The following is a 25,478-nucleotide window of genomic DNA, read 5'->3' on the forward strand; positions in this document are numbered from 1 at the left end:
CGCCGAGAGTCAGCGCAGGCGGAACACGCTGACCACGCCGGCCAGGCTGGCGGCCTGGTCCTGAAGCGCGCCGGCGGCCGCCGCCGCTTGCTCGACCAGCGCGGCGTTCTGCTGCGTCACCTCGTCCATCTGCACGATGGCCTTGTTGACTTCCTCGATGCCGGTGCTCTGCTCGCTGCTGGCGGAGGAGATTTCCGCCACCACGTCGCTGACCCGCTGCACGCTGGCCACCACGGCCGCCATCGTGCTGCCGGCTTGCTGCACCAGCGCCGTGCCGCTGTCGACCTGCACTACCGAATCGTCGATCAGCGCCTTGATTTCCTTGGCCGCCGCCGCGCTGCGCTGGGCCAGGTTGCGCACCTCGGTGGCCACCACGGCGAAGCCGCGTCCCTGTTCGCCGGCGCGCGCCGCCTCGACCGCCGCGTTCAGCGCCAGGATGTTGGTCTGGAACGCGATGCCGTCGATGACGCTGATGATGTCGACGATCTTGCGCGACGACGCGCTGATCGATTCCATCGTCGCGATCACCTCGCCCACCACCTTGCCGCCGTCGGCGGCGGTGCCGGACGCCGATTGCGCCAGCTGGTTGGCCTGGCGCGCGTTGTCGGCGTTCTGCTTGACGGTGCTGGTCAGTTCCTCCATCGCCGACGCGGTTTCCTCCAGCGAACTGGCCTGGCCTTCGGTGCGGCTGGACAGGTCCAGGTTGCCGCTGGCGATTTCCGCCGACGCCGTGGCGATGGTGTCGGTGCCGCTGCGCACCTGGCCCACCACCCGCAGCAGGCTGTCGTTCATGGCCTTGAGCGCGTCCATCAGCTGGCCGGTTTCATCCCTGGCGTGGCTGACGATGTGGCCGGTCAGGTCGCCGTCGGCGACGCGCTGGGCAATCGTCACCGCCTCTTCCAGCGGCGTCGAGACGATGCGCGCCACCGCCGTCGCCAGCACCATGCTGACCACGATCAGCACCGCCAGCGTGCCGAGGATCAGCCTGCGCGACATCGCGTAGGTGTCGCCGGCGGAGCGGTCGGCCCCGGCGCTGCCGTCGTCGTTGATCTTGATCAGCGCGTCGAGCTGCTCGTTGGCCTGGCGGAACAGCTTGTTGGAGCCGCCGCGGAACAGCGCGCGCGCCTCGTCCTTCTTGCCTTCGCGCGACAGCGCGGTCAGCTTGCCGCTAGTGGCGAGGTAGTCGTCGAGCGACTTCTGCAGCTCGCCGTAGATGCGCTTTTCCTCCGGCTCCGACACCAGCGCCGCGTACGCGGCCTGCTGCTTGCGCAGCGTCTCGAGCCGGGTCGCCATCGACTTGTCGGTGGCCGTCATTTCGCTGTCTTCCGCCAGCAGGATGTGGGTCGCCTCGGAGATGCGGTAGCGCGACATCGACGCCTGCATCTGTCCCAGGTAGCGCACCGCCGGCAGCCAGTTGGTGGCGATGTCGGTGGACGCCTGGTTGACCTTGGCCAGCTGCCCCAGCGAGAACAGGCCCAGGAAACAGGTCAGCGCAATGACCAGCGCGAACGCCAGTATCAGCTTCCTGCCGATTTTCAGGTCATAGAACCATTGCATGATGTCTCCTTTGTCATTTGGCGGCGCCAGAACAACCACGAGACCAGCGCATTGAGCCAATAAGCCGCATACAGCACGGCGGTCAGATACAGCCCCCGGCTGGCGTACAGCGGCACCGAGATGGTGTTCACCAGCAGCCAGAACGGCCAGGTTTCCAGCCGCCGCCCCATCAGCAGCAGCTGGGCCACGATGCTGAACATCAGCACGGCGGAATCGATGAAGGGGGCGTAGGCGTTGGTGTAAGCCTGTAGCATCAGGCCGTAGACGACGGTGGCGGCCAGGCCGACGGCGACCATCCAGCCCAGCGCGCCCAGCCGCGCGCGGCTGATCGGCAGCGCGGAACCGGCGTCGCCGCGCACCCAGCGCAGCCAGCCGATCAGGCAGGTGACGATGAAGAACAGCTGCAGCGCGACGTCGGCGTACAGGTTGACGCCGTAGAACAGCGCGGCAAACATCGAGCAGCCCACCACGCCCAGCCACCACGAGTGCACATTGTTGCGCCCCGCCAGCACGATGGAAACCGTCATGACGACATTGGCGGCGATTTCCAGGGCAGAGGTCAACGGTATCCTTGCGTTAGTTGCGGCAGTCCGGCGGCAGCACGCGTGCGGGAATTTCCTCGCTGCCACATTGCCAGACGACACGCTTATTCTCGTCCACTCTTGGCGTGAAAGCAATAGCCTTGCCGCGGTAGCCGGGATCGGCCGGGAACACGCGCACCATGCCGTTGCCGGCGTCGACGGTGGCCTCCTGCACCACGTGGCTGGGGTCGTCCATCGCATAGCCGGCCTGCGCCAGCGTGGCCGGGCCGCGGCCGTTGGCGTAGAAGTAGCGCTCCACCGCCGCCGTCGCGCCGTGGCCGACCGCCACCACCTGGGCCATGCGGGCGCGCGCCGTGTAGTCGCTGTAGGCGGGAATCGCCACGGCGGCCAGCACGCCGGCCAGCGCCACCACGCCGATCAGCGATCCGAGGCCGCCGACGCCCAGGCGCGGCACGAACAGCGCCAGCACATAGGCCAGGCCGTGGCGGCCGGGTTGCTCGACTTCTGTACCGGCGGCCAGGCCCTTGACCACGGCCATGCGCTTGACCAGCCACGGGTAGTCGCCGACCAGTTCATGGAACGACATCCAGAAGCCGGAGGACTCGCGCGCCTGCGCCGCGTAGCCCGCCGTGCTCAGCTGGCGCCAGCGCTTGCCGCCGGCGGCCAGCGCCGCCAGCCCGACCTGCGCGCTTTTCAAATCGTCGCAGGCGTGGAAGCCGTGGCGGTCGCAGGTGTATTCGCGGGCGCGCGCATAGGCCGCGCCCAGCAGCGGCACCAGCGAAGCCGGCGCCAGCAGCGCCGACCAGCGCAGGTGGTTGCGCTTGATGTGGCCGATCTCGTGGCCGATATAGAAATTGATCGCGTCCGGCTTGTCCTCCAGCGCATCGACCACGTCCGAGTACAGCACGATGTAGTGATTGCCGAGGAAGCGCGTGGCGAAGGCGTTGAACAGCCCGCCCATCTGCAGCAGGTAGGCCTCCGGCGCCTGCTCCAGCCCGAGGCGCTGGCAGCAGGTGATGATGCGCTGCTGCAGGTCGGGAAACTGCTGCGGCGTGATGCGCACCGCCGTGCCGCGCAGATAGGACACCAGCGCCGACTGGGCGAAACACCAGGAGATGAAAAACAGCAGCAGCCACACCAGCGCCATGCCCATGGTTCCCAGCAGCAGCCCGGCCCAGATCAGCACGGACACGCCCAGCATGATCGCAAACAGCGTTTTTTCGTTCTTGTAAACCAGTTCCATACCGTCCTCGTGCCAGACAAAAGTTTCCACGAGGCTATTTTAATGGCTTATTTAAGAAATATACAACTATTTTTGATAACTTCAACCAATCTGGGTGTCCAGCACGGTTTGCAGTTCGGCGATATTGACGGGTTTGACGAGATGGGCATCGAAGCCGGCCGCGCGGCTGCGCGACTTGTCGTGCTCCTGGCCGTAGCCGGACAGCGCGATCAGCTTCAGCGCCGCGCCGTCCGGCAGGCCGCGCAGATGGCCAGCCAGTTCGAAGCCGTCCATGCCGGGCAAGCCGATGTCGAGGATGGCCACCTGCGGCATGGCGCCGCCGGCGGCGACGATGGCGTGGGCCGGATCGTAGGCCACCGTCGCGCTGTAGCCCAGCGCGCCCAGCAAGTCGCCGAGCGAATCGGCGGCGTCCTGGTTGTCGTCCACCACCAGCACGCTGGCGCCATGGCCGGCCATGGTTTCCGGCGCCGCCGCGGCCGGCGTTTCGGCCTCGGCCACCACCGACCCGGGCAAGGTCAAGGTGAAGGTGCTGCCGCGTCCTTCGCCGGCGCTGTAGGCGCTGACCTCGCCGCCATGCATCTGCACCAGGTTGCGCACCAGCGCCAGGCCGATACCCAGCCCGCCCTTGGCGCGGTCCAGCTGGCGGTTGCCCTGCACGAACAGGTCGAAGATGTGCGGCAGCAAGGTCGGCGCTATGCCGTTGCCGTCGTCGGTCACCTGGATCTGCAGGCAGTCGCCCTTGATGCGGGTCGACAGCGTGATGTGGCCGCCGGCCGGCGTGTAGCGCGCGGCGTTGCTCAGCAGGTTGGACACCACCTGCGCCAGCCGCGCCGGATCGCCATGCCAGCGCGCGGTGGGCAGGTCGACCAGCAACTGGTGCTGCTTCTGCTCCAGCAGCGGGCTGGTCATTTCGATCGCCTTGTTCAGCACGTCCGCCAGCGCCACGGTTTCCTTGCGCAGCTCGACCTTGCCGCTGGCGATGCGCGACACGTCCAGCAAATCGTCGACCAGCCGCACCAGGTGGTCGACCTGGCGCTGGATCACGGCCTGCTCGTTGGCGCTGCCGGTGTCGCGCAGCTTCATCAGCTTGAGCGCGGTGACGATGGGTGCCAGCGGATTGCGCAGCTCGTGGCCCAGCATCGCCAGGAATTCATCCTTGATGCGCGAGGACATGTTCAGGTCGATGTTCAGGCGCTCGCTCTCCGCCATCGCCTGCGCCAGCGCGCGGTCGCTTTCCAGCCGGCTCAGCGTGGCGCACACGGCGGCCGTGATCTGTTCCAGGAACTGGCGATAGTTGTGGTCCAGAGGCAGCCGCGGCGACAGCCGGAACACCAGCGCCAGGTCGTCGCACAGTTGCAGCTCGGCGCTGCGGATGACCAGCGTGCCGTCGCCCTGCTCGACCGGCGGATCGCCGTGGTACAGCTCGACGCCGTGCAGGTCGGCCGCATTGTCGGCCACGCACTGCGCGATGCTGGCGAGGACGTCCTGTTCGCTGCGGCAGTTGAGCAGGCTGCGCGCCAGCATGTCGAGCCCGTGGCGGCGGCGCTCGGCCAGCACCTGGGACGTGGTTTCGGTGCACACCACCAGCACCCCGCCGACGCGGTCGTGCTCGTCGAACACCGGCGTGTAGGTGTAGCTCCAGTAGACATCCTCGATGCGGCCGTTGCGCCAGATCGGCACCAGGTTGTCGGCATACCACTGCGATTCGCCGCCGTTGCGCACGCAGTCGATCTGCGGGCCGATGATGGGCCAGGTCTCCGGCCAGCACTCGCGGCCGGGCTGGCCCAGCGCGGCCGGATGCTTGCCGGCGCCGAAGCACGGCACGTAGGCGTCGTTATACACCTGCACCAGCTGCTCGCCCCACCACAGGAACATCGGATGCACCGAGTGCAGGACGATGCCGACGCTGGTGCGCAGCGAGGCCGGCCAACCGGCGATCGGTCCCAGCGGCGTGTCTTCCCACGCATGGGCTTGCACCATGTCGCGCATGGGCGTGCCGCCGCCGATGAAGCGCCAGGCCGGCTCGGCTACCGCGGATGAGGTGGAAACAGGTAATGCAGACATAAGGCGCCTAGATTCAGAAAGTGAAAGTGTAACAACTGTATTGTCTGACGGCGCACAATAGAGATCTATTTCCTCGACGACGATGCCTTGCTCACTTCAATCTCCCAGTCGACACCGGAGCCCACATGGTGCCTGACGGCGAAATTGCCCTGGCTGATGGCCACGGCGACATCCATCAGGCTGTTCATATAGACCAGCGGCTTGCCGGCCGCCACGCCACCGAAGGTGTTTTCATACGGCGCCACCACGCTGGCCACCTGCTTGCCGCCGTGCAGGATGCGCACCCGCACCTTGTCGTGCAGCGCGATCTGCAGCTCGTCGAACAGCGACTTGGGAATATTGGTCCAGACGTTGCCGTACTTTTCATCAAGCACCGGCACGATGCCGCGCACCACCCCGCCCTTGCGCACGGGTTGCTGGTAAGGGATCTTCACCACCGAAGCGCTCGGCAGCAGCGGGCCGACCTCGTCGTAGCGGATCGCGCCGGACGCCAGCCGCGCGCCGACATAGGCATACACGTCGCGGCCGTGGAAGGTGTAGGACTCGCCCGAGCCCGGCAGGCGGTTGACGGTCTCGTCGATCTCGCGCAGCTCGGCCACGCCGTCGCGCTCGGCGATCAGCGTGAACAGGCCGTTGTCGGGGCCGACGAAGTAGCGGCCTTCCGTGGTTTTCAACACCACCGACTTGCGGCTGGTGCCCACGCCCGGATCGACCACCGCCACGAACACGCTGCTCTTGGGCCAATAGTTGGCGGTCTGGTACAGGCGGTAGGCGCCGAGCCAGATGTCGTAGTCCGGTATCTGGTGCGTCAGGTCGGACACGGTCAGCGTCGGATCGACGCCGTAGGCCACGCCGTGCATGGCCGACACCGCGCCGTCCGAGGTGCCGAAGTCGGTCAGCAGCACCAGCGCCGAGCCGGCCTGCGACGGCAGCGGCGCCAGCATGGCGGCACTCAGGCTGGCCAGCGCCAGCAAGCGGGAGAGGTGAAAGCGGAATCGAATCATGTTGGTCCTTATAGTGGTGGGTGGGCAGGCAAAGGTGCGCTTGACATTCCCGTCACATCTGGCAAATTGTAGCCAAAGGCCAAGAAGGGGTATCTCCATGCAAGCGCGTCACGTGTTATCCGTCATGGCGTTGACGCATGCAATTGTCATACCAGCCTGGGCCGCCACGGCGGAATCCTGCCAGCTGAAGCTGGCGATGGAACAATGGCCGCCTTATCTTTACAGCAAACCCAACTCGCCGCCCGCCGGCCTGGACTGGGAACTGGCGCAAGCCATTGTGAAGGAAGCGGGCTGCACGCTGCAGCTGCTGCCCGAGTTGCCGACCGCGCGCCGGCAACGCCAGTTCGAACAAGGCGGCATCGACCTGCTGCTGGCGGCCTCGGACACGGCCGAGCGCCGCAAGTACGCGCGCTTCAGCATCGCTTACCGCTATGAAACCGTCAGTGTGTTCGTCCCTACCGGCAAGCTGGCCGGCTACCGGGGCATCGGCAGTCTCGATGCGCTGGCGCGCAACAAGCTGTCATTGCTGGCGCCCAAGATGGGCTGGTATGGCAAGGCCTACGCGCGTGTGCAGCCCGAGCTGGCGCAATCGGGACTGCTGAGCACCTTCCTCAGCTTTCAGCAAGGCGTGCGCATGCTCGAGGCCGGCCGCGCCGACCTGATCCTCGGCGACACCGCCGCGCTGCGCCACGAAGCCAGGGAGCAAGGCCTCGCCATCAGCGCGCTGCCGTTCACCGTGCTGCGCGCGCCGGTGCACCTGATGCTGAATAAAGACAGCACCACGCAGGCACAGTTAGAGTTGCTGAACGGCGCCATCCAGCGCCTCGAGCGGCAAGGCGTGCTCAGCGAGATACGCGGACGCTACGGCGAATCCTGATCAGTGCTCTTTCCAGTTGTCGAGATTGTGCGGCTCGGCCAGCGGCGCGCCGTTGCGCCGGGCGCGGAAGCGGGCCGACGCTTCATACACGGCGCGCCGCACCCGCATGATGGAGCCGAGCGGGCGATGTGCGGCCAGGCAGTGCCATGGGCTGAACTGCATGCCGTCGTCGACCAGCACCGACAGGCCGTGGGTCCAGCCGGCCTGCGGCGGCGTGGTGATGCGCGCCACCGCGATCCAGGGACTGGTCCATTCCACCGAGGCGTCTTCGATCGGCATCGTTTGCAGATCGGTGCACAGTTGCACCCTTAACTCCCATTCGGCGCCGTGCACGGTGCAAAAGTCCACCACCGCCGCGCGCAGGCCGTTGGGCTTGTGCTCCAGGTCGACTTCCTTGTCCCGCAGCGCCAGCAGTTCCGGCGACGCCGGCGCCAGCGACAGCTTGGCCATGTAGCGGCCGTACAGCACCGGCACCTGAGTGAAGAAGGTCTCGCCGAGGATGTGGGTTTCCGCTTGGCCGCCCAGGCCCTTGAGCGTGCCGCTCTCGCCGCCCACGGCTTCCAGCGCCTTTTCGGTGCCGCGCAAGGCGGCCGACAACGCCTCCTTCAGCGCCGGCGCCTTGTCGGTGGTGGCGGCCAGCAGCTTGACGCTGCCAAGGAATTTTTTTGCGGTCGGCGCCAGGAACACCGGGCCGTTGACCATGACGAAATCCTGCGTGACATCGGCCCCGCCGCCGGGCAGGCGTTCGCCCGGCACGCCGATGACCTTGATGGCCATGCCGCGCGGCGTGGAGACTTTGTCGTCCAGCATATCGCCCGGCGTGGTCGACAGCCGCATCACCACCGGCCACTCGCCGCCGGCGTTGCCGAACAAGCCCTGCGCATAGTCGGGAGGCAGGTTGTCCAGCACGCGCAACCGGCCGCGCAGCAGGCCGTGGCTCTTGGCGTGCACGCCGCGATGGGCGTGGCCGGTGTCCTTGCGCACGGTGTCGGCAATGTAGTGCATCTGCTCCTGCAGACCGGCAATCGTGCCGGCCTCGTCGTCCTCCTCGATTTCGTAGGACGGGTCGTAAGGCAAGGGCTGGTTCAAATGACGGGTAGGAAAGTCCACGGATATGCTCCTGGCTATTCGCGTTTGGGTTCGTGCTTCGGATCGTGACGCGCCGCTTCGCGGCTTGGCGGCTCCTGCCCAGGCTGCGGATGAGGCTGGCCATGCGCCTGTTCGTGCTGCTGAGGCGCCGGTTGAGGATGAGGTTGGGTGTGCTCATGCGGAGGCGGCGCCGGCTGCGGTCGCGGCTGGGCATGCGCCAGCTCCTGCGGCCGCGGCGCTGGCTGCGGTTGCTGATGCGGTTGCTCATGCGGCGGCATCGGTTGCGGACGTGGCTGGGCATGCGCCAGTTCCTGCGGCTTCGGCGCCGTTTGCGGTTGCGGTTGCTGATGCGGTTGCTCATGCGGCGGCATCGGTTGTGGACGTGGCTGGGCGTGCGCCAGTTCCTGCGGCTTCGGCGCCGTTTGCGGTTGCGGTTGCTGATGCGGTTGCTCATGAGGCGGCATCGGTTGTGGGCGCGGCTGTGCGTGCGCCAATTCCTGTGGCCTCGGCGTCGGCTGGGGTTGTGGGTGCGCCTGATCGCGCGGCGCCGGCTGGGCGCCAGGCTGCGGCCGGCGCGGATCCGCGTGCGCGGCGATCTGGGGAGCCGGTGGCCCGGCGTGGGCAGGAACAGGCATCGGCGCCGCGGGATGGTCCGCCTTGACCAGATGAACCCGCGGCGCCATCGCTGCCGGCGCCGTCCTGGCCACCGCTTGCCGTGCCAGAAGAGCCGGCGCAGGGCGCGGGCCCTCGTGCGTTCCAGGCGCAGGCCGTTGCGGCCTTGCCGGGGCCGACGTCGCCAACGGCGCAGCAGCCAGCTGCTGCGGCGAAACGTGCATCGCGTGCCCGCGCACCGGCTGCGACTGCGCAAACGCCGCCGCAGGCACCGCCGTTACCGCCTGCCGGTTCACATAGCGGATGTTATTGACCTGAACGTTGTTGTAGACATTGGTGATCTGCGTCTGGTTGACCACCGTGTTGCTGACATTGATATTGGTGACATAGCGCGGGCTGGCGCGGTACGACGGCCGATAGACCTCGCGCGGTCCCAGCGGAAACCACGCCACGCCATGATCGCGCGAGCGCTCGTCGAGCAGCAGATTGGCGCCGCCGACAAACACCACCAGCGCCGGCGCGTACACCGGCCGTTGCGCCACTGGCCCGGGCAGCCAACCCCAGCCAGCCGGCGTCTGCGCCCAGCGTCCGTAGTGCGTGACCGCGAAGCCCCACGGCGCATCGTCGACCCAGGTCCAGCCCCAGGGGTCGACCCAGGCCCAATGGCCGTCGCGGTACGGCGCCCAGTCCGACGCCACATGGGCAGGCATCCACACATTGCCGTAGCCCGGCACGTCGCGCCAGTTGCCGTTGTCATCCAAATCTTCGTAGCCGACCACGTCGCTGGAAACATAGCGCACCGACGCGGGATGGTCTAGCCGGCGATCGCGCTGCGCTGCCCATTGGTCGAACTCGTCGGCCGGCGGCGGCTGGGTCACGCTGAAATCCGTCAGATTGGTGCCGCCGAAGCGGTAGGACTGGCCAGGATCGATCAGATAGGCATTGCCCTCGCCATAGGCCTCGCCCTGGCCGTCGATCACCGACACCTGGGTGGCATTGCCCGAGGCATCCACGTCGAGGCGGTAGTGGCCGGGCTTGCGGATATTGAACGCCAGATTCGGCGTATCGATCTCCAGCACCTCGTCCGGCCGCATCTGGCGCACGCGCAGGTTCAGGCGCCCCTGCGACAGTTGCAGCTGCGTGGTCCGGTCGTCGACATTGAGCAGCGTGACCAGCGTATTGGCGCCCATGCGCACGTTGGCCGGGCCGGCCTGCACTTCGTCGCGCGCGCCGTCGGCGGCCCAGACGCGGTCGCCCGCCACCAGCGGACGGTTGATGCCGGCCGCCTGCCAGTCATCGCGGCCAACCGGCGAAAGGCTGACGGGGCCGGAGCTGTAAGCCAGCCGCGCCACACGGGAAGGCGGGTCGGCCAGCACGGCGCCGCTGTAGAGCAACGACGCCCCGGCCAGCGCCACAACGATACGGAATGGATAAGACATGGGTAGACTCGCCAGAAATATTCGGTGAGTCAACATACCCCGTTGCGCCCTGGCAGACCGTGCGATTACGCACAAATAACCTCCCTAACCGAGGCGGCGGCAGAAATCGGCGGTGATGTCGTCCGTCGGGAAACATGCTTCGACATGCAATTCATCGAGCGTGACGTCGCGCGGAGTACCAAAAGTGGTGATGGTCGAGAAAAAGCTGATCTGCACACCGTCGCGCCGGAACGCGGTGGTCAGGATGGGCGCCGGCGCGGTGGCCAGGTCGCGCTGCCGCCAGTGGGTGGGCACGCCGGGATAGGCCAACATGTCATCGAGCAACTGTCTGGCCTTCGTGTCTGAAGGCACGGCCGCCACTTCGTTGTGCAAGTGGCGCAGCAGGGTGCCGGCGACATCTTCCCAGTTGTCGATGGCCGGCCGCAAGTCTTCGGGATCGAAAATCTGGTGCAATATATTGCCGTGTTTGCTGTCGCGGCCGCCGAGCATGAAGCGGTTGAGCTTGCGGGCGGCCTGGTTCGCCATCAGCACATCCCAGTGCCGGTTCAGCAAAAACGCCGGATATGGCTCCTGCTGCGCCAGCATGGCTTCGATCGCAAAGCGCATCTGCGCCAGCTTGGGCGTATCGATGGAGGTTTCCGGGTACATCGGCGCAAATCCGCCGGCGATGAACAGGTTGTTGCGCTCGCGCAGCGGCACCGCCAGCGACTCCGTCAGCCGGGCAATCATTTCGCGGCTGGGCTTGGACTTGCCGTTTTCCACGTAGCTGAGATGCCTGGACGAAATATCCGTCTGCAGCGCCAGGTCGAGCTGGCTCAGGCGGCGGCTCAGCCGCCATTCGCGCAGCAGGCCGCCTATGTGTGCTGTATTTTCCATGAGAGCATTCTAATCACGTTTGCGACACACAACCATAACCTCCGAGGTTATCAATCCTGGAAATGGCGCGTAATTGATTGCCAGCATCCGTTGCGCGATGCTGGCGTTTTCAATCCGACAGGACTACACCATGAAACGCAGGACATTTATCGCACTGCCGGCGGCGATGGCCGCCGTCGCTCTGGCCGGCGCGGCGGAACCGCATGCCATGCCCGCCCCCATCGACGCCGCGCGGTTCCACGCTATGCGCAAGTTCGCCACCACGCGCTTCGGACGCATCGCCTACGCGGAACAAGGTCAGGGACTAGCCGCACTGTTTCTGCATGGCTTCCCGCTGAACAGCTTCCAATGGCGCGGAGCGCTGGAGCGGCTGAGTCCATGGCGCCGCTGCATCGCACCGGACTTCCTGGCGCTCGGCTACACCGAGGTGGCGGCTGGCCAGGATGTTGGACCGGATGCGCAGGTCGCCATGCTGGTCGCTCTGCTCGATACACTGGGCGTCGCACAGGTCGACCTGGTTGCCAACGACAGCGGCGGCGCGGTGGCGCAACTCTTGTTGACGCGCCACCCGCAGCGAATCCGCTCCCTGCTGCTGACCAACTGCGACTCGGAGATCGACTGCCCGCCAGCCGCCCTGAAGCCCGTGATCGATATGGCGCATGACGGCACGTTTGCCGACCGCTGGCTGGCCGCATGGGTCAAGGACAAGCCGCTGGCGCGGTCCAGGGAAGGCTTGGGTGGCCAATGCTACGGCAATCCGGCCAATCCGAGCGACGAGGCGATCGATTGCTACCTGGGGCCTTTGGTGGCGTCGCAACGGAGGAAGGACCTGGTGCACGCCTACGCTCTGGCACTCGAGCGCAACGTGCTGGCGGGCGTCGCCGGCGGCTTGCGCAATTCCACCGTGCCCACGCGCATCCTGTGGGGCGCCGACGACACGATCTTTGCCCCGCCAGGCGGGCACTACCTCGACGGAATGTTCGGCAATTCGAAGGGCTTGCGAATGATCGCGGGCAGCAAACTGTTCTGGCCGGAAGAACGCCCCGAGATCATCGCTGGCGAAGCGCTCACGCTGTGGGGCATCAGCTAGCGCGTTATTCGAAGCCAAAGCTGAGACTGGAGAAGACGGTTTCAAAGTCGGTGTCGCTGCCGCGCGGCCGCGCCCTGGTCCAGATGACGTTCAGCATCCAGCGGCCGGATTGGGGCATGCCGAAGTCAGCGCGGCCACGGCTGTCGCTGACGCGAGTTTCGAACGGCTCGGCGTCATGGTCAAGATTGGTCAATTTGACGGTGGCGCCGGCCAGCGGCTTGCCGAAGTACAGCACGACAATCGGCAAGCGCCCGGACCGCGGCTGTGCGTGAGGATTCATCTCCGGCACGATTTCCAGCGGTAACCCTACCGGCGACGTCACGCGGCCGCCGGCATCCGCCCCCACCTGCACGATGACCTTGGCACAGCGGCTGTAATTCTCCGAGCCCTCCGCGTTGAGGCTTTTATTCCGTTGCCGCTCCTCCAGCGCCGGCGTCAGCCCCTCAACCCGCAAATAGTCGTTGAAGCGCAGCGCCGGCAAATGGCTCTGCGCCTTGCTATCCGTCTCCAGCAGCAGTACATGGGTGCCCGCCTGCTTGAACGTCAGCATGCCGTCGTCGGTAGCGCCGCCCGCGTGCAATGAAGGTCGCAGGTCGGTGACACCGCCGTCGATGCCGATGTCGGAAAAGCGGCTTATGCGCCGCAACGGAATCTGCGAGCGCTGGCGAAACGGGCCATGGCCAACCTGCAAGGTCATCGGCATCGACGCACCGGGAGAAATTTTGAAGTGTTCCGGTTGCAGCCAGAAGTCGTGCGCCTGGGCAGGCATGCAAAGCGAAACAACAAATCCGGCGATGCCACGTAGTTTGTTCATATCAAAACCTAATCGAGATGGTCGGGCATGTAGCCCGGGCTGACGGGAAGATATGCCAGCGATATGGTGAGCAAGGCGACGGCAGCCAGCCATCCCGCCAGGATTTTCGCCAGCACCGGAGCGCGGTTGCCGATCAGCAGTCCGGCAGGAAAAATCAGCAGCACGGCGATGGCTGCCACGTACGGCGACGCCGTCGAAACACCGGCACAAAACCCGGCTGCGGCAGACAAAGCCAGCTGCAAGCGGGCAAGCAGCGGCAGATGCAAAGTGAGGGCCAGCGCGATGATGCAATACCAGCCCGCTTGCCGGGCAGGCGCCGGCGGCAAGGACATCATCGCGGCCAGCGACATGGCCAGCACAAAACCGGCATAGCCTTTCAACCGCCCGGCGACCGGGTTGGCCGACAACGCCAGGCCCGAAGCGCCCGCCAGCAAAACAACTGCATAGCTCTCCCCTGTCATGAAATCACCGCCCGCACCAACAAGCCCCCACCCACGATCACGATCGCGGCGCCGCAACCCCGTATCATCCGCAGGCCTGCGGCGTTATCCTTCAACATGCCCAGCGCGATGCCGGATAAATGCACCAGCCCGGTCGCGAAGACAAAGCCGATGCTGTAGCCGACAGGATCCGCCGCCGACGGCAATTCCTGCCCGTGCGCATAGCCGTGAAATATGGCGAATACCGCGACAATCAAACACGCCTCCCGGGCGGGCAAGCGCAAGGCGCCGGCCACGCACACGCCCAGCATCAACAGCGATGCTGCAATGCCGATTTCAACCGGCGGCAGCCACACGCCAAACATGCCCAGCATGGCCCCGCACACCATCATCGCCGGGAAAATCATCGGCAACAGATAGACCATCGGCCGCCCAAGAAAAGCGCCCCACAATCCCACCGCCGCCATCGCCAGCAGGTGGTCGAGTCCGTTCCATGGATGCGCGAATCCGGCGGCAAGGCCTCCTGCAAGCCCCGTTCCGCTGTGCGCGAATGCCGGGACCGGCAGCAGGCATGCCCAGACGGCCGCGCTTCTCAAGCTGCGGGAATTCAATATTTCTCCCTCTGGTTAGGTGCGGCGAGGAATGGAAACACATCGTCCGAATGGCGCAGTTCGTCGTGCGTGACGCCATCGTCCACACCCTGCGTGGTGCCGTTCACCAGCAGCGAGCGGTATTCGTTGACCGCGTTGTAGTTGGGTGTGCGTCCGCCGCAGTCGCCGCGCCATTTTTCCTGCCGGCCCAGGTGGGCCAGCTCGACGGCAAACAGCTGCGTGCAGCTGTGCGATTCCGTATTGACCCACAAGCGGTCGTCGGCAAGCAGCGCCGCCAGCGCACGATAGCGTTCCGATGGCGACGCCGCTTTCTCGATCAACCACTGGTTGCCGCATGCGCCATCGAAGCTGTCATACAAGGCAAGTCCCTTGCCAATCTCCGTGATGAACTCCGCCGAGGTCGATGGCGTGGCGGCGTTGTACCGCTCCTTCAACGCATCGCTGATGTCATCTGTTGCGATGGTCCCAAGCAAGGCATTCCCCGTCAGCGGCCGGCCGGCGCGGTCGATCTGGCGGCCGCCTTGCCGCGTCGCGGCCCATACGGCGAGCAGCTTGCCGCCTTTGGCTACCAGCGGCAGGTCGATGGAGACCACGATCGACGCCGGCGTCCACCCTTTGAGGAAATTGGTGGCCGGGCCGCCGTCGGTATGCCGCCACTGCTCCAGCAGGATGTCCGACTGCTCCTGTGTCAGCAAAGGACAACCTGCGGCATCCATCGCCGTGCCGCGCTGCAAGGTGTCGAAGACCACCGAATATGCCGCCCTGGTCCCTTTGACGTTGTTGAAAAAGGGATCGTCACGCAATCCGGCAAACACGCGGAAATGGTGCTTGGCGCTGTCGAGGCCGACGGGCTGGCTGGCGTCGCCTTGCGCGCTGTCGTCGTTGCCGGCGCGGCAGCTGGTGATGCCGGCAGACGGGAAGTTGCACCGGACCGTGGTGGTGTGCGCCGTCTTGCCGAAGGTCTTGCCGCTATCGATGTGGAACACGTAGTCGGTCTTGTCGGAAAAGCTGTGGCCGACGATGGTCATGACCAGGTTGAGACGGCGGCCGTCGGCCGAGGTCCATGCATACAGGTCGCCGATATCGGTGCGCGGATCGGCGATCACGCTGGGCGTGTCGAGGTGGTCAGAGGCCATGCAGGCCAAAGGCGCCAGCAAAGCCAGCGAAAGAATGAAGCGCAGCATTTGAGTTTCCTGGGTAGTGAGCAGATGACTCACTATCGCCGAAGGCATTATCTGCCGCTGTCGAAATCTTTAGTGAATTTGCGGTACGCGGAAGGCGAGCGGCCATAGGCCTGGCGGAAGCTGGCGCTGAAGTGGCTGTGGCTGGAAAAGCCGAGGTCGAAGCTCATCGCCGACAGGTCGTCGTACTGATCGATGACCGACAGCGCCCGCGCCAGGCGCAGCTGCAGTTGATAGCGGTACAACGGAATGCCCTCGACCTGCTGAAAAACCTGCGTCAGGTAGACCGGCGAGCCACCGGTCTCGGCGGCGATCTCGGCCAACGTCCAGCGCCGCGCCACGTCGCCGGCCAGCGTCAACTTGACGCGCTCGACCAGACGCCTGCGCCCGACGGTGGCACCGGCAGGCGTCTCAGCCGGGCGGCCCAAGGCACGGCGCAACAATGCCAGCACCAGCGTTTCGGCCTCCAACGGTTCGGCCGCGCCATGGCGAAGCTGGGCGGCGAGCATTTGCGTCTGGGAATCGATGCGCTGCTGCTGACGCAAGAAAGCGCTGCCGCCACCCGCTTGCAGCATCGATGCCGGCGCAAGCTCGCGCAACGTGGCGGGATCGACGGAAATGGACAGGCAGGCATCGCCGCCCTCGACCGGATGGCTGATACGGTATTCCTGCTGCTCGTTGAAGAACAAGACCTGGTTGCCGTCGGCCACGGTGACGTCCTGCCCTACGCTGCGTACATACACGCCGCGATAGGGAAACACGATGTGCGTCGATTGCGCGCATTCCAGCTCGTCTTCATGCCGGCATCCGCCAGCGCAGCGCACGTCGCTGACGGTGAGCGCAGGTGTGCCAAGCAAACGATCGACCTGTATCGTGGACATCACTGCTCCGTAGGGAAAGGTCCTTCATTTTATGACGAAGGGGTCAGCGTATCCATTACCTCCGAGGTTATGCCGCCCCCAACTCCAGGACGGCATATTCAGCGGCGGCCAACTCGACCAGCAGCGACAGGAACAGCTTGAGCACCGGCGAAGTGTTGGCCCTGCTGTAACCGGCCGCCAGGGCGATGGTCGGGACGTCGCCGGCCATCCAGCGCTTCAGCATGATATTCGCGGTATCCCTATAATGAACGCTGCGTTCGGCCTGTCGGCCGGCGCCGCACTACTCAAGGAAAGGCATTCCGACATGACTACCCAACGTACCGTGAAGATTCCCGGGCCGGATCACCCCATCACCATCGAAGTGACGCCGGGCCGTGTGCGCGTCGTCGTTGCCGGCAAGGTGGTGGCGGACAGCACCCACGCGCTGACGCTGCGCGAAGCGGCATACCCGGCGGTGCAATATGTGCCGCGTGCCGATGTCGATATGAGCCAGCTGCAACGCAGCGAGCACACGACGTACTGTCCGTACAAGGGCGAATGCAGCTATTACAGCATTCCGTCCGGCGGAGAACGCACGCTCAACGCCGTCTGGACTTACGAGGCGCCCTACGAGGCGGTTGCCGCCATCGGCGGCCACCTGGCCTTCTATCCCGACCGCGTCGACGAGATCCTCATCGACGGCTAAGGTTCCGTCGGGACCGACAGATGCAGACGCAGGCGGCGATCCAGGCCCAGCGCCTTGATATCGGCGCCGAACGCCTCGTCCATCAGGCGTGCCTTGAGTCCCGTGGCTTCTGCTTCTTTCAAAGCCCGCTCGATGATGGGCCGATAGCTGGCGGCCGAAGATGCCAGATAGAAACCAAAGTCGCCTGGATAATCCAGTAACAGGCGCGGCTCCACCGCCAATTCTGGATGTCCGCGCGCCTCGTCCAATACCTCGATGACACCGCGCGGCAGATAGTCGACGTGCCGGTTTCCCGCATCCACCATCGCATAAATCGTGGTCCATGGCGCGGCGTGCTCATACAGCGGCAAGCCCGCCGCCTTCCATACTTTCGCATCGCCCCAGCCGGCGCCGAACCCGGCGATCAGCCCGGTACGCCTCAAGTCGCCCACTGACTGGACGCGGGCAAAGACCGCGGCATCGGCTCGACGGATCAATAACACACGCTGGCCGATCAAGCCATTGGTCAGTGCGCTACGCACGGGAACGAGCTGTTTATTGCTGTCCTTATCCTTCGTGCGCATGCCGTAGAACAGATTGATGTCGCCGTTACCCAGCATCCACCACATGCGGCGGGCGGGAATGTCCTTCACGTAGTGGAGATGGTAGGGCTGATGAATCAAGCGCAACGACTCTTCCAGCAGGCGGATGAAGTAATCGGCATGTCCATCGGACACCATCGCGATGCGTAACTCAAGCGGCGCGACCTCGGATGCACGCGTCGGCGACGATGCTGATGGGCCCTTCTCCGCTTTTCCGAACGCAGGAAACGACACCAACAGCATGCAAACGAAAAAACGGATGAACCGCAGCGTGGAAGACATTTTCGCGACGCCAGAGAAAGGTCGGGTTTGTAGCCTACCACAGGCTCGGCGGTTCCTAGGCGAACTTGGTGAAGTCCGGCTTGCGCTTTTCGAAGAAGGCGGTGAAGGCTTCCTTGGCTTCCGGTGCGGCCAGCATGGCGCCGAAAAATTTGTTTTCGGCGGCGATGGCTTCCGTGACCGGTCCCTTGCGGGCGGCCTTCATCAGCTGCTTGGTGGCGCGGATCGAGCTGGCCGGCAGGGCCACCAGCTTGGCGGCCTGGCCCTCGGCAAACGCGCGCAGCTCGGCGGCCGGCACGATCTTCGATACCAGGCCCATCTCCAGCGCTTCCTGCGCCAGGAAGGCCTCGCCCAGCATCAGCTTCTCGGCGGCGCGCGGGTAGCCGGCGATTTGCGTCAGCAAAACGCTCGATGCGAATTCAGGGCACAGGCCCAGTTGCACGAACGGCATCGAGAACTTGGCGTTGTCCGCCGCGTAGACCAGGTCGCAATGCATCAGCAGCGTGGTGCCGATGCCGACTGCCGCGCCGGCCACGGCCGCCACCACCGGCCTGGTCGAGCCGCTCAGCGCCATCATGAACTTGTAGACCGAGCGCTCTTCGATGCCCGAGCCGTCGGCCGGACGCGAGGTCTTCATGAAGTCTTCCAGGTCGTTGCCGGCGGTGAAAATTTCCGGCTTGCCGACGATCAGGATCGCGCGCACGGCGGCATCCTGCTCCGCTTCGTTGATGGCGTCGGCCATGCTCTGGTACATCGCCGAGGTGATCGCGTTCTTGCGTTCCGGGCGGTTGAATTCCAGCGTCAGCACGCCGTTGGTCTTGCTGCTCAAAATATCCATGTGATCTCCAAATGATCAAAGGGCGCCGTGGTTGAACCGCAGCGCCCTTCTTGATGATTCCGTGTTCAGTCTTTACACACGTTCAATGATGCCCGCGGCGCCCATGCCTGCGCCTACGCACATGGTGACCATGCCGTACTTCAGGTTGTTGCGGCGCAGTGCGTGCACCACGGTCGCGGCGCGGATCGCGCCGGTCGCGCCCAGCGGGTGGCCCAGGGCGATCGCGCCGCCCATTGGATTGACCTTGGCTGGATCCAGGCCCAGGTCGCCGATGACGGCCAGCGCCTGTGCGGCGAACGCTTCGTTCAGCTCGATCCAGTCCAACTGGTCCTGGGTGATGCCGGCGGCCTTGCACGCATCCGGGATCGCGAACTTGGGACCGATGCCCATGATTTCCGGCGGCACGCCCTTGACGGCGAACGACGAGAACTTGGCCAGCGGGGTCAGGTTGTGCTCGCGCAGGAACTTCTCGGACACGACCAGCAGCGCGCCGGCGCCGTCGGACATCTGCGAGCTGTTGGCGGCGGTCACGGAACCCTTCGCGGCGAACACAGGCTTCAGCTTGGACAGCGATTCCACGGTCGAGTCGGCGCGCGCGCCTTCGTCGGTGTCGACGGTGCGGGTCTTGATCTTGATTTCGCCGGTCGCCAGGTCAGGCGTGCGCGTGATGATCTCGACCGGGGTGGTCTCGTCCTTGAAGAAACCGGCCTGCTGCGCGGCGATGGCGCGGCGGTGCGATTCGACGGCGAACGCGTCCTGCGCTTCGCGCGACACTTTCCATTGGGTCGCCACTTTTTCAGCGGTCAGGCCCATGCCGTATGCCATGCCGACGTTGTCGTCGGTGAACATGTTCAGGTTCATCGATGGGTGGTGGCCCATCATCGGCACCATCGACATCGATTCGACGCCGCCGGCGATCATCGCATCGGCTTCGCCGACGCGGATGCGGTCGGCCGCCATGGCCAGCGCGGTGATGCCCGATGCGCAGTAGCGGTTGATGGTCACGCCGCCGATGGTCTTAGGCAGGCCGGCCAGCAGCACCGATTGACGGGCGATGTTGAAGCCCTGTTCCGCTTCCGGGAACGAGCAGCCGATGATGGCGTCGGTGATCAGCGCCGGGTCCAGGCCAGGCGCCTGCGCCAGTGCCGATTGCAGCACGCGCACCAGCAGGTCGTCCGGGCGGGTCTTGTTGAACATGCCGCGCGGCGCCTTGCCGATCGGGGTGCGGGTGGCGGAGACGATGTATGCGTCTTGAATTTGTTTGCTCATTTTGTGCTTTCAATAGTTTTGATCGAGGGCTTACGTGCGCTTCTCGGATAAATACCAATCCACTTGAACCTGTGCGGCCAGCGTGCCGGCGGCGTCGAAAATGTCGACTTCCACCGGGAACGCCACCTTGCCTTGCTCTTTCAGCTCGGCTTTCAGCGCGGCCAGATCGCCAGGGACGCGGCCTTCGGCGCGCGTGGCGCCCTTGGCTACTTTCTGGTACTGGATGCGCGATTCCTTGGCGACTGGGCGCAAGCCCAGGATCAGATCCGCAAAGCCGCCCGCCATGGCCGCGCCGGAGGCCGTTTCGGCCAGCGTGAACAAGGCCCCGGCGTGCTGCGTGCCCAGGTGGTTATTGAGCTTCGGGTCTTCCGGCATCGACACTTTTGAAGTGCCGCTGCCGATCTCGTCGATCCTGATCCCCAGCAAACGCACGAAGGGCAAGGTGTCCATCATCTGTTGCTTGATACGGTCATACACCATGCTTGGCCTCACGCGCAGTAGAACTTTAAAAACCAGTTTCAGGATCGACATGCCGATTAGTTGCGGACTGGCTTACCGGTCTGCATCATGCCCATGATGCGTTCCTGGGTCTTCGGATGGTTCAGCAGTTCCAGGAAGGCTTTACGCTCCATGTCCAGGAACCACTGCTCGTTCACGAACGAACCCTGGTCGATATCGCCGCCCGACACGATCTCGGCGATCATCTCGCCCAGCTTGAAGTCGTGCGCGGAGATGAAGCCGCCGTCGCGCATGTTGACCAGCTGCGCCTTGATGGTGCCGTAGCCGTAGCGGCCTGTCACCTGCACAGGGGTCTTCAGCGGCGGACGATAGCCCTTGTCGAACATCGCGCGCGCTTCGACCTTGGCCACGTGCAGCAGCTCGTACGGGTTGAACACGATGACGTCGTCGTCCTTCAGGTAGCCCATCGCCTGCGCTTCCAGTGCCGACTTCGACACGTTGGCGGTGGCGGCGTTGGTGAAGCCGGTTTTCAGGAATTGCAGGATGTCGTTGCCCTTGGCTTCCTTGAACGCGCGCACTGCCGCTTCCTTCAGGCCGCCGCCCGCAGGGATCAGGCCCACGCCCACTTCCACCAGGCCGATGTACGATTCGATCGATGCCACGCGCTTCGACGCGTGCAGCGCCATTTCGCAGCCGCCGCCCAGCGCCAGGCCGGCAACAGCCGCCACCACCGGCACGTTCGAGTATTTCATCGCCATGAAGGTGTCTTGCAGTTCGCGGATGATCGGGTCGACCGCCTTGGCGCCACCCTGCATGAACGCAGGCAGTGCCGATTGCAGGTCGGCGCCGGCCGAGAACGCGCCGCCGTCGGCCGCGTCCGCGCTCCAGATCACCAGACCCTTGAAGTTTTTCTCGGCTTCGGCCAGTGCTTTGCGGAAGCCGGCGATCACGCCAGGGCTGATGACGTGCATCTTGGTTTTCAGCGAGATCACCAGGACGTCGTCGCCCGAGTGCCACAGGCGGACGTCGTCGTCTTCGTGCACGCTGGTGCCGGCGGTGCGGCCGTCGATGGCGCCCGAGCCCAGCACCGGTGCGCGGAACTGCTGGCGGTCGTAGACCGACAGGGTCGAGCGCGGCACGAACGATTTCGAGACCGCGGACCACGAACCTTCGGCGGTGTGCACGCCGCCTTTCTCAGCGACCGGACCTTCGAACACCCAGGCCGGCAGCGGTGCGCTGCACAGCGCCTGGCCGGCGTCGATGTCTTCCTTGACCCACTGGGCCACTTGCGACCAGCCTGCGGCCTGCCACGTTTCGAACGGGCCGACGTTCCAGCCGAAGCCCCAGCGCATGGCGAAGTCGATGTCGCGCGCGTTGTCGGCCACGGTGTCCAGGTGGATCGCGATGTAGTGGAAAGCGTCGCGGAAGATCGCCCACAGGAACTGGCCTTGCGGGTTGGTCGATTCGCGCAGCGCCTTCATCTTCTTGACCGGATCCTTTTCCTTCAGGATGCGGGCGATGATGTCGGCGGCCTTGCCGCCGCCGGCGACGTATTCACCGGTGGCGAAGTCCAGGCGCTGGATTTCCTTGCCAACTTTTTTGTAGAAGCCGGCGCCGCTCTTCTGGCCCAGCGCGCCTTTTTCCACCAGGCCCGCCAGCACGGCTGGAGTCTTGTAGACGGCGGCGAACGGATCGTTCGGCAGATAGTCCTGCATGGTCTTGATCACATGGCCCATGGTGTCCAGGCCGACCACGTCCGCGGTGCGGAAGGTGCCCGACTTGGCGCGGCCCAGCTTGGCGCCGGTCAGGTCGTCGACCACGTCGACGGACAGGCCGAACTTCTCGGCTTCGTGCACGATCGCCAGGATGCCGAACACGCCGACGCGGTTGGCGATGAAGTTAGGCGTATCTTTTGCGCGGACCACGCCCTTGCCCAGCGTGGTGGTCAGGAAGCCTTCCAGCTGGTCGGAAATTTCCGGCTTGGTGAACTCGGTCGGGATGATCTCGACCAGGTGCATATAGCGCGGCGGGTTGAAGAAGTGCACGCCGCAGTAGCGCGATTTCAGGTCGGCGTCGAAGCCTTCGGACAGCTTGGTGATCGACAGGCCCGAGGTGTTCGAGGCGAAGATCGCGTTGGCGCCGATGTGGGGAGCGACCTTCTTGTACAGGTCGTGCTTCCAGTCCATGCGCTCGGCGATGGCTTCGATGATCAGGTCGCACTCGGCCAGCTTGGCCAGGTCGTCCTCGTAGTTGGCCACTTCGATCAGCGCGGCGTGGTCCTTGTTGCCCAGCGGTGCAGGCGACAGTTTTTTCAGGTTCTCGATGGCGCGCAGGACGATGCCGTTCTTAGGGCCTTCCTTTGCTGGCAAATCGAACAGGACGACCGGCACTTTGGCGTTGACGCAGTGGGCGGCGATTTGCGCGCCCATCACGCCGGCGCCCAGCACGGCTACTTTTTTAACGATGAAATTGGTCATGTCGTTTCCTCTAGGTTCTTAGAACAGGTCGGCGTCGAGTGCCATCAGGTTGGCGGAGCCCGAACGTGCCTGGCGAATCAGGGTTGCAGTTTCCGGCTGCAGGCGGGCGAAGTAGAAGCGCGCCGTGGCCAGTTTGGCTTTGTAGAAATTGTCGCCGCTGTCTTCCTTGGCCAGGGCGATTTTCGCCATCTGTGCGAAGAAGTAGCTGTACACCATGTGGCCGACCACGCGCAGGTAAGGTACGCATGCCGCGCCCACTTCGTCCGGGTTCTGGAAGGCTTTCATGCCGATTTCCATGGTCAGCTTGGTGACCTTGTCGCCCAGGTCGCCCAGCGGGGTGACGAATTCGCTCATCGCTTCGTCGGTGCCGTTGTCTTCCACGAAAGCCTTGATCTTCTCGCCGAACTTGCGCAGTTTAGCGCCGTTGTCGCCGAGGATTTTGCGGCCCAACAAGTCCAGCGACTGGATGGTGTTGGTGCCTTCGTAGATCAGGTTGATGCGGGCGTCGCGCACGTACTGCTCCATGCCCCATTCGGAGATGTAGCCGTGGCCGCCGAACACTTGCATCGCTTCCGAGGTGGCGATCCAGGCGTTGTCGGTGATGAAGGCCTTGACGATAGGGGTCAGCAGCGCGACTTCGTCGGCCGCTTCCTTGCGCACGTCTTCGTCAGGGTGGTGCAGTTCACGGTCGATCTGCAGCGCGACATACGAGGTGAAGGCGCGCGCGCCTTCGGCGTAGGCCTTGCCGGTCAACAGCATGCGGCGCACGTCCGGGTGCACGATGATCGGATCGGCTGGCTTGTCCGGTGCCTTCACGCCCGACAGCGAACGCATCTGGATGCGGTCCTTGGCGTAGATCAGCGCGTTCTGGTAGGCGATCTCGGTCAGGCCCAGCGATTGCATGCCCACGCCCAGGCGGGCCGCGTTCATGAACACGAACATGGCGTTCAGGCCCTTGTTCGGCTGGCCGATGATCCAGCCCTTGGCGCCGTCCAGGTTCATCTGGCAGGTCGAGTTGCCGTGGATGCCCATCTTCTCTTCGATGGCGCCGCAGGTGATCGGGTTGCGCTCGCCGACCGAGCCGTCTTCCTTCGGCAGGTACTTAGGCACCAGGAACAGCGAGATGCCTTTCGAGCCTTCCGGCGCGTCCGGCACGCGGGCCAGCACCAGGTGCAGGATGTTTTCCGACATGTCGTGTTCGCCGGCCGAGATGAAGATCTTGTTGCCGGTGATCAGCCAGGAGCCGTCGGCCTGCGGCAGCGCTTTCGAGCGCAGCATGCCCAGGTCGGTGCCGCAGTGCGGCTCGGTCAGGCACATGGTGCCGGTCCATTCGCCGGACACCAGCTTCGGCAGGTAGACTTCCTTCTGGTGGTCGGTGCCGTGTTCCTTCAGGCACTCGTAGGCGCCGTGCGACAGGCCGGGGTACATGGTCCAGGCCTGGTTGGCCGAGTTCAGCATTTCATAGAACGAGTTGTTCAGCACGACCGGCAGGCCCTGGCCGCCGTATTGCGGATCGCAGGCCAGCGCGGCCCAGCCGCCGTCGACGTACTGCTTGTACGCTTCCTTGAAGCCTTTCGGAGTGGTCACGGTATGGGTCGCGGCGTCGTGCTTGCAGCCTTCGCGGTCGCCCGAGTGGTTCAGCGGGAACAGCACTTCGGCGGTGAACTTGCCGCCCTCTTCCAGCACCTGGTTGATGATGTCGGCATCGACTTCGGCGTAGTCCGGCAATGCCTTCAGCTCTTCGCCCACGTTCAGGAATTCGTGCAGAACGAATTGCATATCCCGGATTGGCGCGACGTATTGACCCATGATTTTCTCCTGATGACTACAACTATTGGTTTAGTTTGGTTTGACTTAATTAGTGCTGCGCAACCACCGCTGCCGGCGATTGCGGATTGCGATACGTTTCAATCAAGCGCTCGAAGCCTTTGCCCGCCCGCTCCAGGCTGCCCGGGATGCGCAGGAAGCGCGCATCGTGGTGCAGTGCCAGGATCAGGCCGTACATCTCGTACACCAGCTGCTGCGGGTCGGTGTCCGCCTTCAGGTCGCCGCATTCGACGGCCTGCTTCACGCAGCGCAGCAGCGCGCCCTGCCAGGCGCCGACCATCGCCATCAGCTCTTCGCGGATCGGGCCCGGGCGGTCGTCATACTCGACGGCGCCGCTGATGTAGATGCAGCCGGAGGCCACTTCCACGCTGACCCGCTTGACCCAGCGCGCGAACATCGATTTGAGACGCTGGATGCCGCGCGGCTCTTTGACGCTGGGGAAGAACACTTCCTGCTCGAAGCGGTGGTGGTACAGCTTGAGTACTTCCAACTGCAAATCCTCGCGCGATCCGAAGTGCGCAAACACGCCGGACTTGCTCATGTTCATCTTATCCGCGAGCAATCCGATGGTCAGGCCTTCGAGACCGTCCCGGCTGGCCAGATCCAGCGCCACGTCGAGGATTGCGGCGCGTGTCAGTTCACCTTTGCGCATAAATTTAGTTGAGGTATTAATAAGATTTCATCCCAAAGTAAAATTTAATCATGGAGAAAAGAGCATTTTGCTCCAGTTAAATTTACTCCGT

24 protein-coding genes are annotated in these 25,478 nt (G+C 64.7%); 3 read left to right on the top strand and 21 right to left on the bottom strand.

Features of this window, described 5'->3' with window-relative positions:
* Positions 1 to 9: 9 nt before the first annotated feature.
* From ACCD07_RS23770 to ACCD07_RS23790, 5 genes are all read right to left on the bottom strand, one after another.
* Positions 10 to 1,557 carry a methyl-accepting chemotaxis protein gene (locus ACCD07_RS23770; protein ID WP_176655363.1) on the bottom strand — a complete coding sequence of 516 codons (1,548 nt, stop codon included), beginning with the start codon at positions 1,555 to 1,557 and terminating at the stop codon, positions 10 to 12.
* Positions 1,536 to 2,120 (bottom strand): nicotinamide riboside transporter PnuC, encoded by a 585-nt coding sequence (pnuC, locus tag ACCD07_RS23775; RefSeq protein ID WP_353405049.1) that lies wholly within the window; start codon positions 2,118 to 2,120, stop codon positions 1,536 to 1,538. The genes ACCD07_RS23770 and pnuC overlap by 22 nt, the downstream gene beginning before the upstream one ends.
* A gap of 13 nt (positions 2,121 to 2,133) precedes the next feature.
* Positions 2,134 to 3,342, bottom strand: coding sequence for a M48 family metalloprotease (locus tag ACCD07_RS23780; protein WP_413448746.1), 1,209 nt, complete (start codon positions 3,340 to 3,342; stop codon positions 2,134 to 2,136).
* An 81-nt stretch (positions 3,343 to 3,423) separates the two neighbouring features.
* Complete coding sequence (locus tag ACCD07_RS23785; RefSeq protein WP_413448747.1) at positions 3,424 to 5,406, bottom strand: ATP-binding protein; 1,983 nt, start codon at positions 5,404 to 5,406, stop codon at positions 3,424 to 3,426.
* Between the two features lie 65 nt (positions 5,407 to 5,471).
* Entirely contained in the window at positions 5,472 to 6,410 is a 939-nt protein-coding gene (locus ACCD07_RS23790) for an S-adenosyl-l-methionine hydroxide adenosyltransferase family protein (protein ID WP_413448748.1), read from the bottom strand.
* A gap of 97 nt (positions 6,411 to 6,507) precedes the next feature.
* On the opposite strand from ACCD07_RS23790, the gene ACCD07_RS23795 reads away from it, so the two are divergent.
* Positions 6,508 to 7,287, top strand: coding sequence for a substrate-binding periplasmic protein (locus ACCD07_RS23795; protein ID WP_353405045.1), 780 nt, complete (start codon positions 6,508 to 6,510; stop codon positions 7,285 to 7,287).
* Here the strand turns inward: ACCD07_RS23795 and ACCD07_RS23800 are convergent, their stop codons facing one another.
* The 3 genes from ACCD07_RS23800 to ACCD07_RS23810 form a co-directional block, all read right to left on the bottom strand.
* On the bottom strand, positions 7,288 to 8,397 hold the full coding sequence (locus ACCD07_RS23800; protein ID WP_413448749.1) for a catalase family protein: 1,110 nt from the start codon (positions 8,395 to 8,397) through the stop codon (positions 7,288 to 7,290).
* Positions 8,398 to 8,411: 14 nt separating this feature from the next.
* Positions 8,412 to 10,427 carry a DUF6600 domain-containing protein gene (locus tag ACCD07_RS23805; protein WP_413448750.1) on the bottom strand — a complete coding sequence of 672 codons (2,016 nt, stop codon included), beginning with the start codon at positions 10,425 to 10,427 and terminating at the stop codon, positions 8,412 to 8,414.
* 84 nt (positions 10,428 to 10,511) lie between these two features.
* Positions 10,512 to 11,303: a helix-turn-helix transcriptional regulator gene (locus ACCD07_RS23810; RefSeq protein WP_176655355.1), complete on the bottom strand. Its 792-nt coding sequence runs from the start codon at positions 11,301 to 11,303 to the stop codon at positions 10,512 to 10,514.
* 73 nt (positions 11,304 to 11,376) lie between these two features.
* Between ACCD07_RS23810 and ACCD07_RS23815 the strand changes: the two genes are divergently transcribed.
* A complete protein-coding gene (locus tag ACCD07_RS23815; RefSeq protein WP_413448751.1) occupies positions 11,377 to 12,393 on the top strand; it encodes an alpha/beta fold hydrolase in 1,017 nt (338 codons plus the stop codon).
* A 4-nt stretch (positions 12,394 to 12,397) separates the two neighbouring features.
* Here ACCD07_RS23815 and ACCD07_RS23820 read toward each other — a convergent pair whose 3' ends face one another.
* From ACCD07_RS23820 to ACCD07_RS23845, 6 genes are all read right to left on the bottom strand, one after another.
* Positions 12,398 to 13,207 (bottom strand): DUF4198 domain-containing protein, encoded by an 810-nt coding sequence (locus ACCD07_RS23820; protein WP_413448752.1) that lies wholly within the window; start codon positions 13,205 to 13,207, stop codon positions 12,398 to 12,400.
* Positions 13,208 to 13,215: 8 nt separating this feature from the next.
* Entirely contained in the window at positions 13,216 to 13,668 is a 453-nt protein-coding gene (locus ACCD07_RS23825; RefSeq protein WP_413448753.1) for a hypothetical protein, read from the bottom strand.
* Positions 13,665 to 14,258 carry a HupE/UreJ family protein gene (locus ACCD07_RS23830; protein WP_413448754.1) on the bottom strand — a complete coding sequence of 198 codons (594 nt, stop codon included), beginning with the start codon at positions 14,256 to 14,258 and terminating at the stop codon, positions 13,665 to 13,667. Before ACCD07_RS23830 ends, ACCD07_RS23825 begins: the two co-directional genes overlap by 4 nt.
* Positions 14,255 to 15,442, bottom strand: a complete 1,188-nt coding sequence (locus ACCD07_RS23835) for a DUF4331 family protein (protein WP_413448755.1) — start codon at positions 15,440 to 15,442, stop codon at positions 14,255 to 14,257. Before ACCD07_RS23835 ends, ACCD07_RS23830 begins: the two co-directional genes overlap by 4 nt.
* Before the next feature lie 47 nt (positions 15,443 to 15,489).
* The gene (locus ACCD07_RS23840) at positions 15,490 to 16,320 is read right to left on the bottom strand and encodes an AraC family transcriptional regulator (RefSeq protein ID WP_353405034.1); all 831 of its coding nucleotides are present in this window, start codon (positions 16,318 to 16,320) and stop codon (positions 15,490 to 15,492) included.
* Between the two features lie 67 nt (positions 16,321 to 16,387).
* Complete coding sequence (locus ACCD07_RS23845) at positions 16,388 to 16,543, bottom strand: hypothetical protein (protein WP_413448756.1); 156 nt, start codon at positions 16,541 to 16,543, stop codon at positions 16,388 to 16,390.
* Between the two features lie 81 nt (positions 16,544 to 16,624).
* Here ACCD07_RS23845 and ACCD07_RS23850 point away from each other — a divergent pair, with 81 nt between their 5' ends.
* A complete protein-coding gene (locus ACCD07_RS23850) occupies positions 16,625 to 17,005 on the top strand; it encodes a DUF427 domain-containing protein (RefSeq protein ID WP_413448757.1) in 381 nt (126 codons plus the stop codon).
* On the opposite strand, the gene ACCD07_RS23855 is transcribed toward ACCD07_RS23850, so the two are convergent.
* The 7 genes from ACCD07_RS23855 to ACCD07_RS23885 form a co-directional block, all read right to left on the bottom strand.
* Positions 17,002 to 17,868, bottom strand: coding sequence for a hypothetical protein (locus ACCD07_RS23855; protein WP_413448758.1), 867 nt, complete (start codon positions 17,866 to 17,868; stop codon positions 17,002 to 17,004). The two genes, ACCD07_RS23850 and ACCD07_RS23855, sit on opposite strands and share 4 nt — an antisense overlap.
* A 55-nt stretch (positions 17,869 to 17,923) precedes the next feature.
* Positions 17,924 to 18,703, bottom strand: coding sequence for an enoyl-CoA hydratase (locus ACCD07_RS23860; RefSeq protein ID WP_413448759.1), 780 nt, complete (start codon positions 18,701 to 18,703; stop codon positions 17,924 to 17,926).
* A 72-nt stretch (positions 18,704 to 18,775) separates the two neighbouring features.
* The gene (locus ACCD07_RS23865; RefSeq protein WP_176655346.1) at positions 18,776 to 19,972 is read right to left on the bottom strand and encodes an acetyl-CoA C-acyltransferase; all 1,197 of its coding nucleotides are present in this window, start codon (positions 19,970 to 19,972) and stop codon (positions 18,776 to 18,778) included.
* A 30-nt stretch (positions 19,973 to 20,002) separates the two neighbouring features.
* On the bottom strand, positions 20,003 to 20,452 hold the full coding sequence (locus ACCD07_RS23870) for a YiiD C-terminal domain-containing protein (RefSeq protein ID WP_176655345.1): 450 nt from the start codon (positions 20,450 to 20,452) through the stop codon (positions 20,003 to 20,005).
* 56 nt (positions 20,453 to 20,508) lie between these two features.
* Positions 20,509 to 22,908 carry a 3-hydroxyacyl-CoA dehydrogenase/enoyl-CoA hydratase family protein gene (locus ACCD07_RS23875; RefSeq protein ID WP_413448760.1) on the bottom strand — a complete coding sequence of 800 codons (2,400 nt, stop codon included), beginning with the start codon at positions 22,906 to 22,908 and terminating at the stop codon, positions 20,509 to 20,511.
* Positions 22,909 to 22,926: 18 nt separating this feature from the next.
* On the bottom strand, positions 22,927 to 24,717 hold the full coding sequence (locus ACCD07_RS23880) for an acyl-CoA dehydrogenase C-terminal domain-containing protein (protein ID WP_353405026.1): 1,791 nt from the start codon (positions 24,715 to 24,717) through the stop codon (positions 22,927 to 22,929).
* A 49-nt stretch (positions 24,718 to 24,766) separates the two neighbouring features.
* The gene (locus ACCD07_RS23885; protein ID WP_176655342.1) at positions 24,767 to 25,387 is read right to left on the bottom strand and encodes a TetR/AcrR family transcriptional regulator; all 621 of its coding nucleotides are present in this window, start codon (positions 25,385 to 25,387) and stop codon (positions 24,767 to 24,769) included.
* Positions 25,388 to 25,478 lie beyond the last annotated feature (91 nt).

Source organism: Duganella sp. Dugasp56 (assembly GCF_047304105.1).
GTDB classification, from domain to species: Bacteria; Pseudomonadota; Gammaproteobacteria; order Burkholderiales; family Burkholderiaceae_D; genus Rugamonas; species Rugamonas hordei.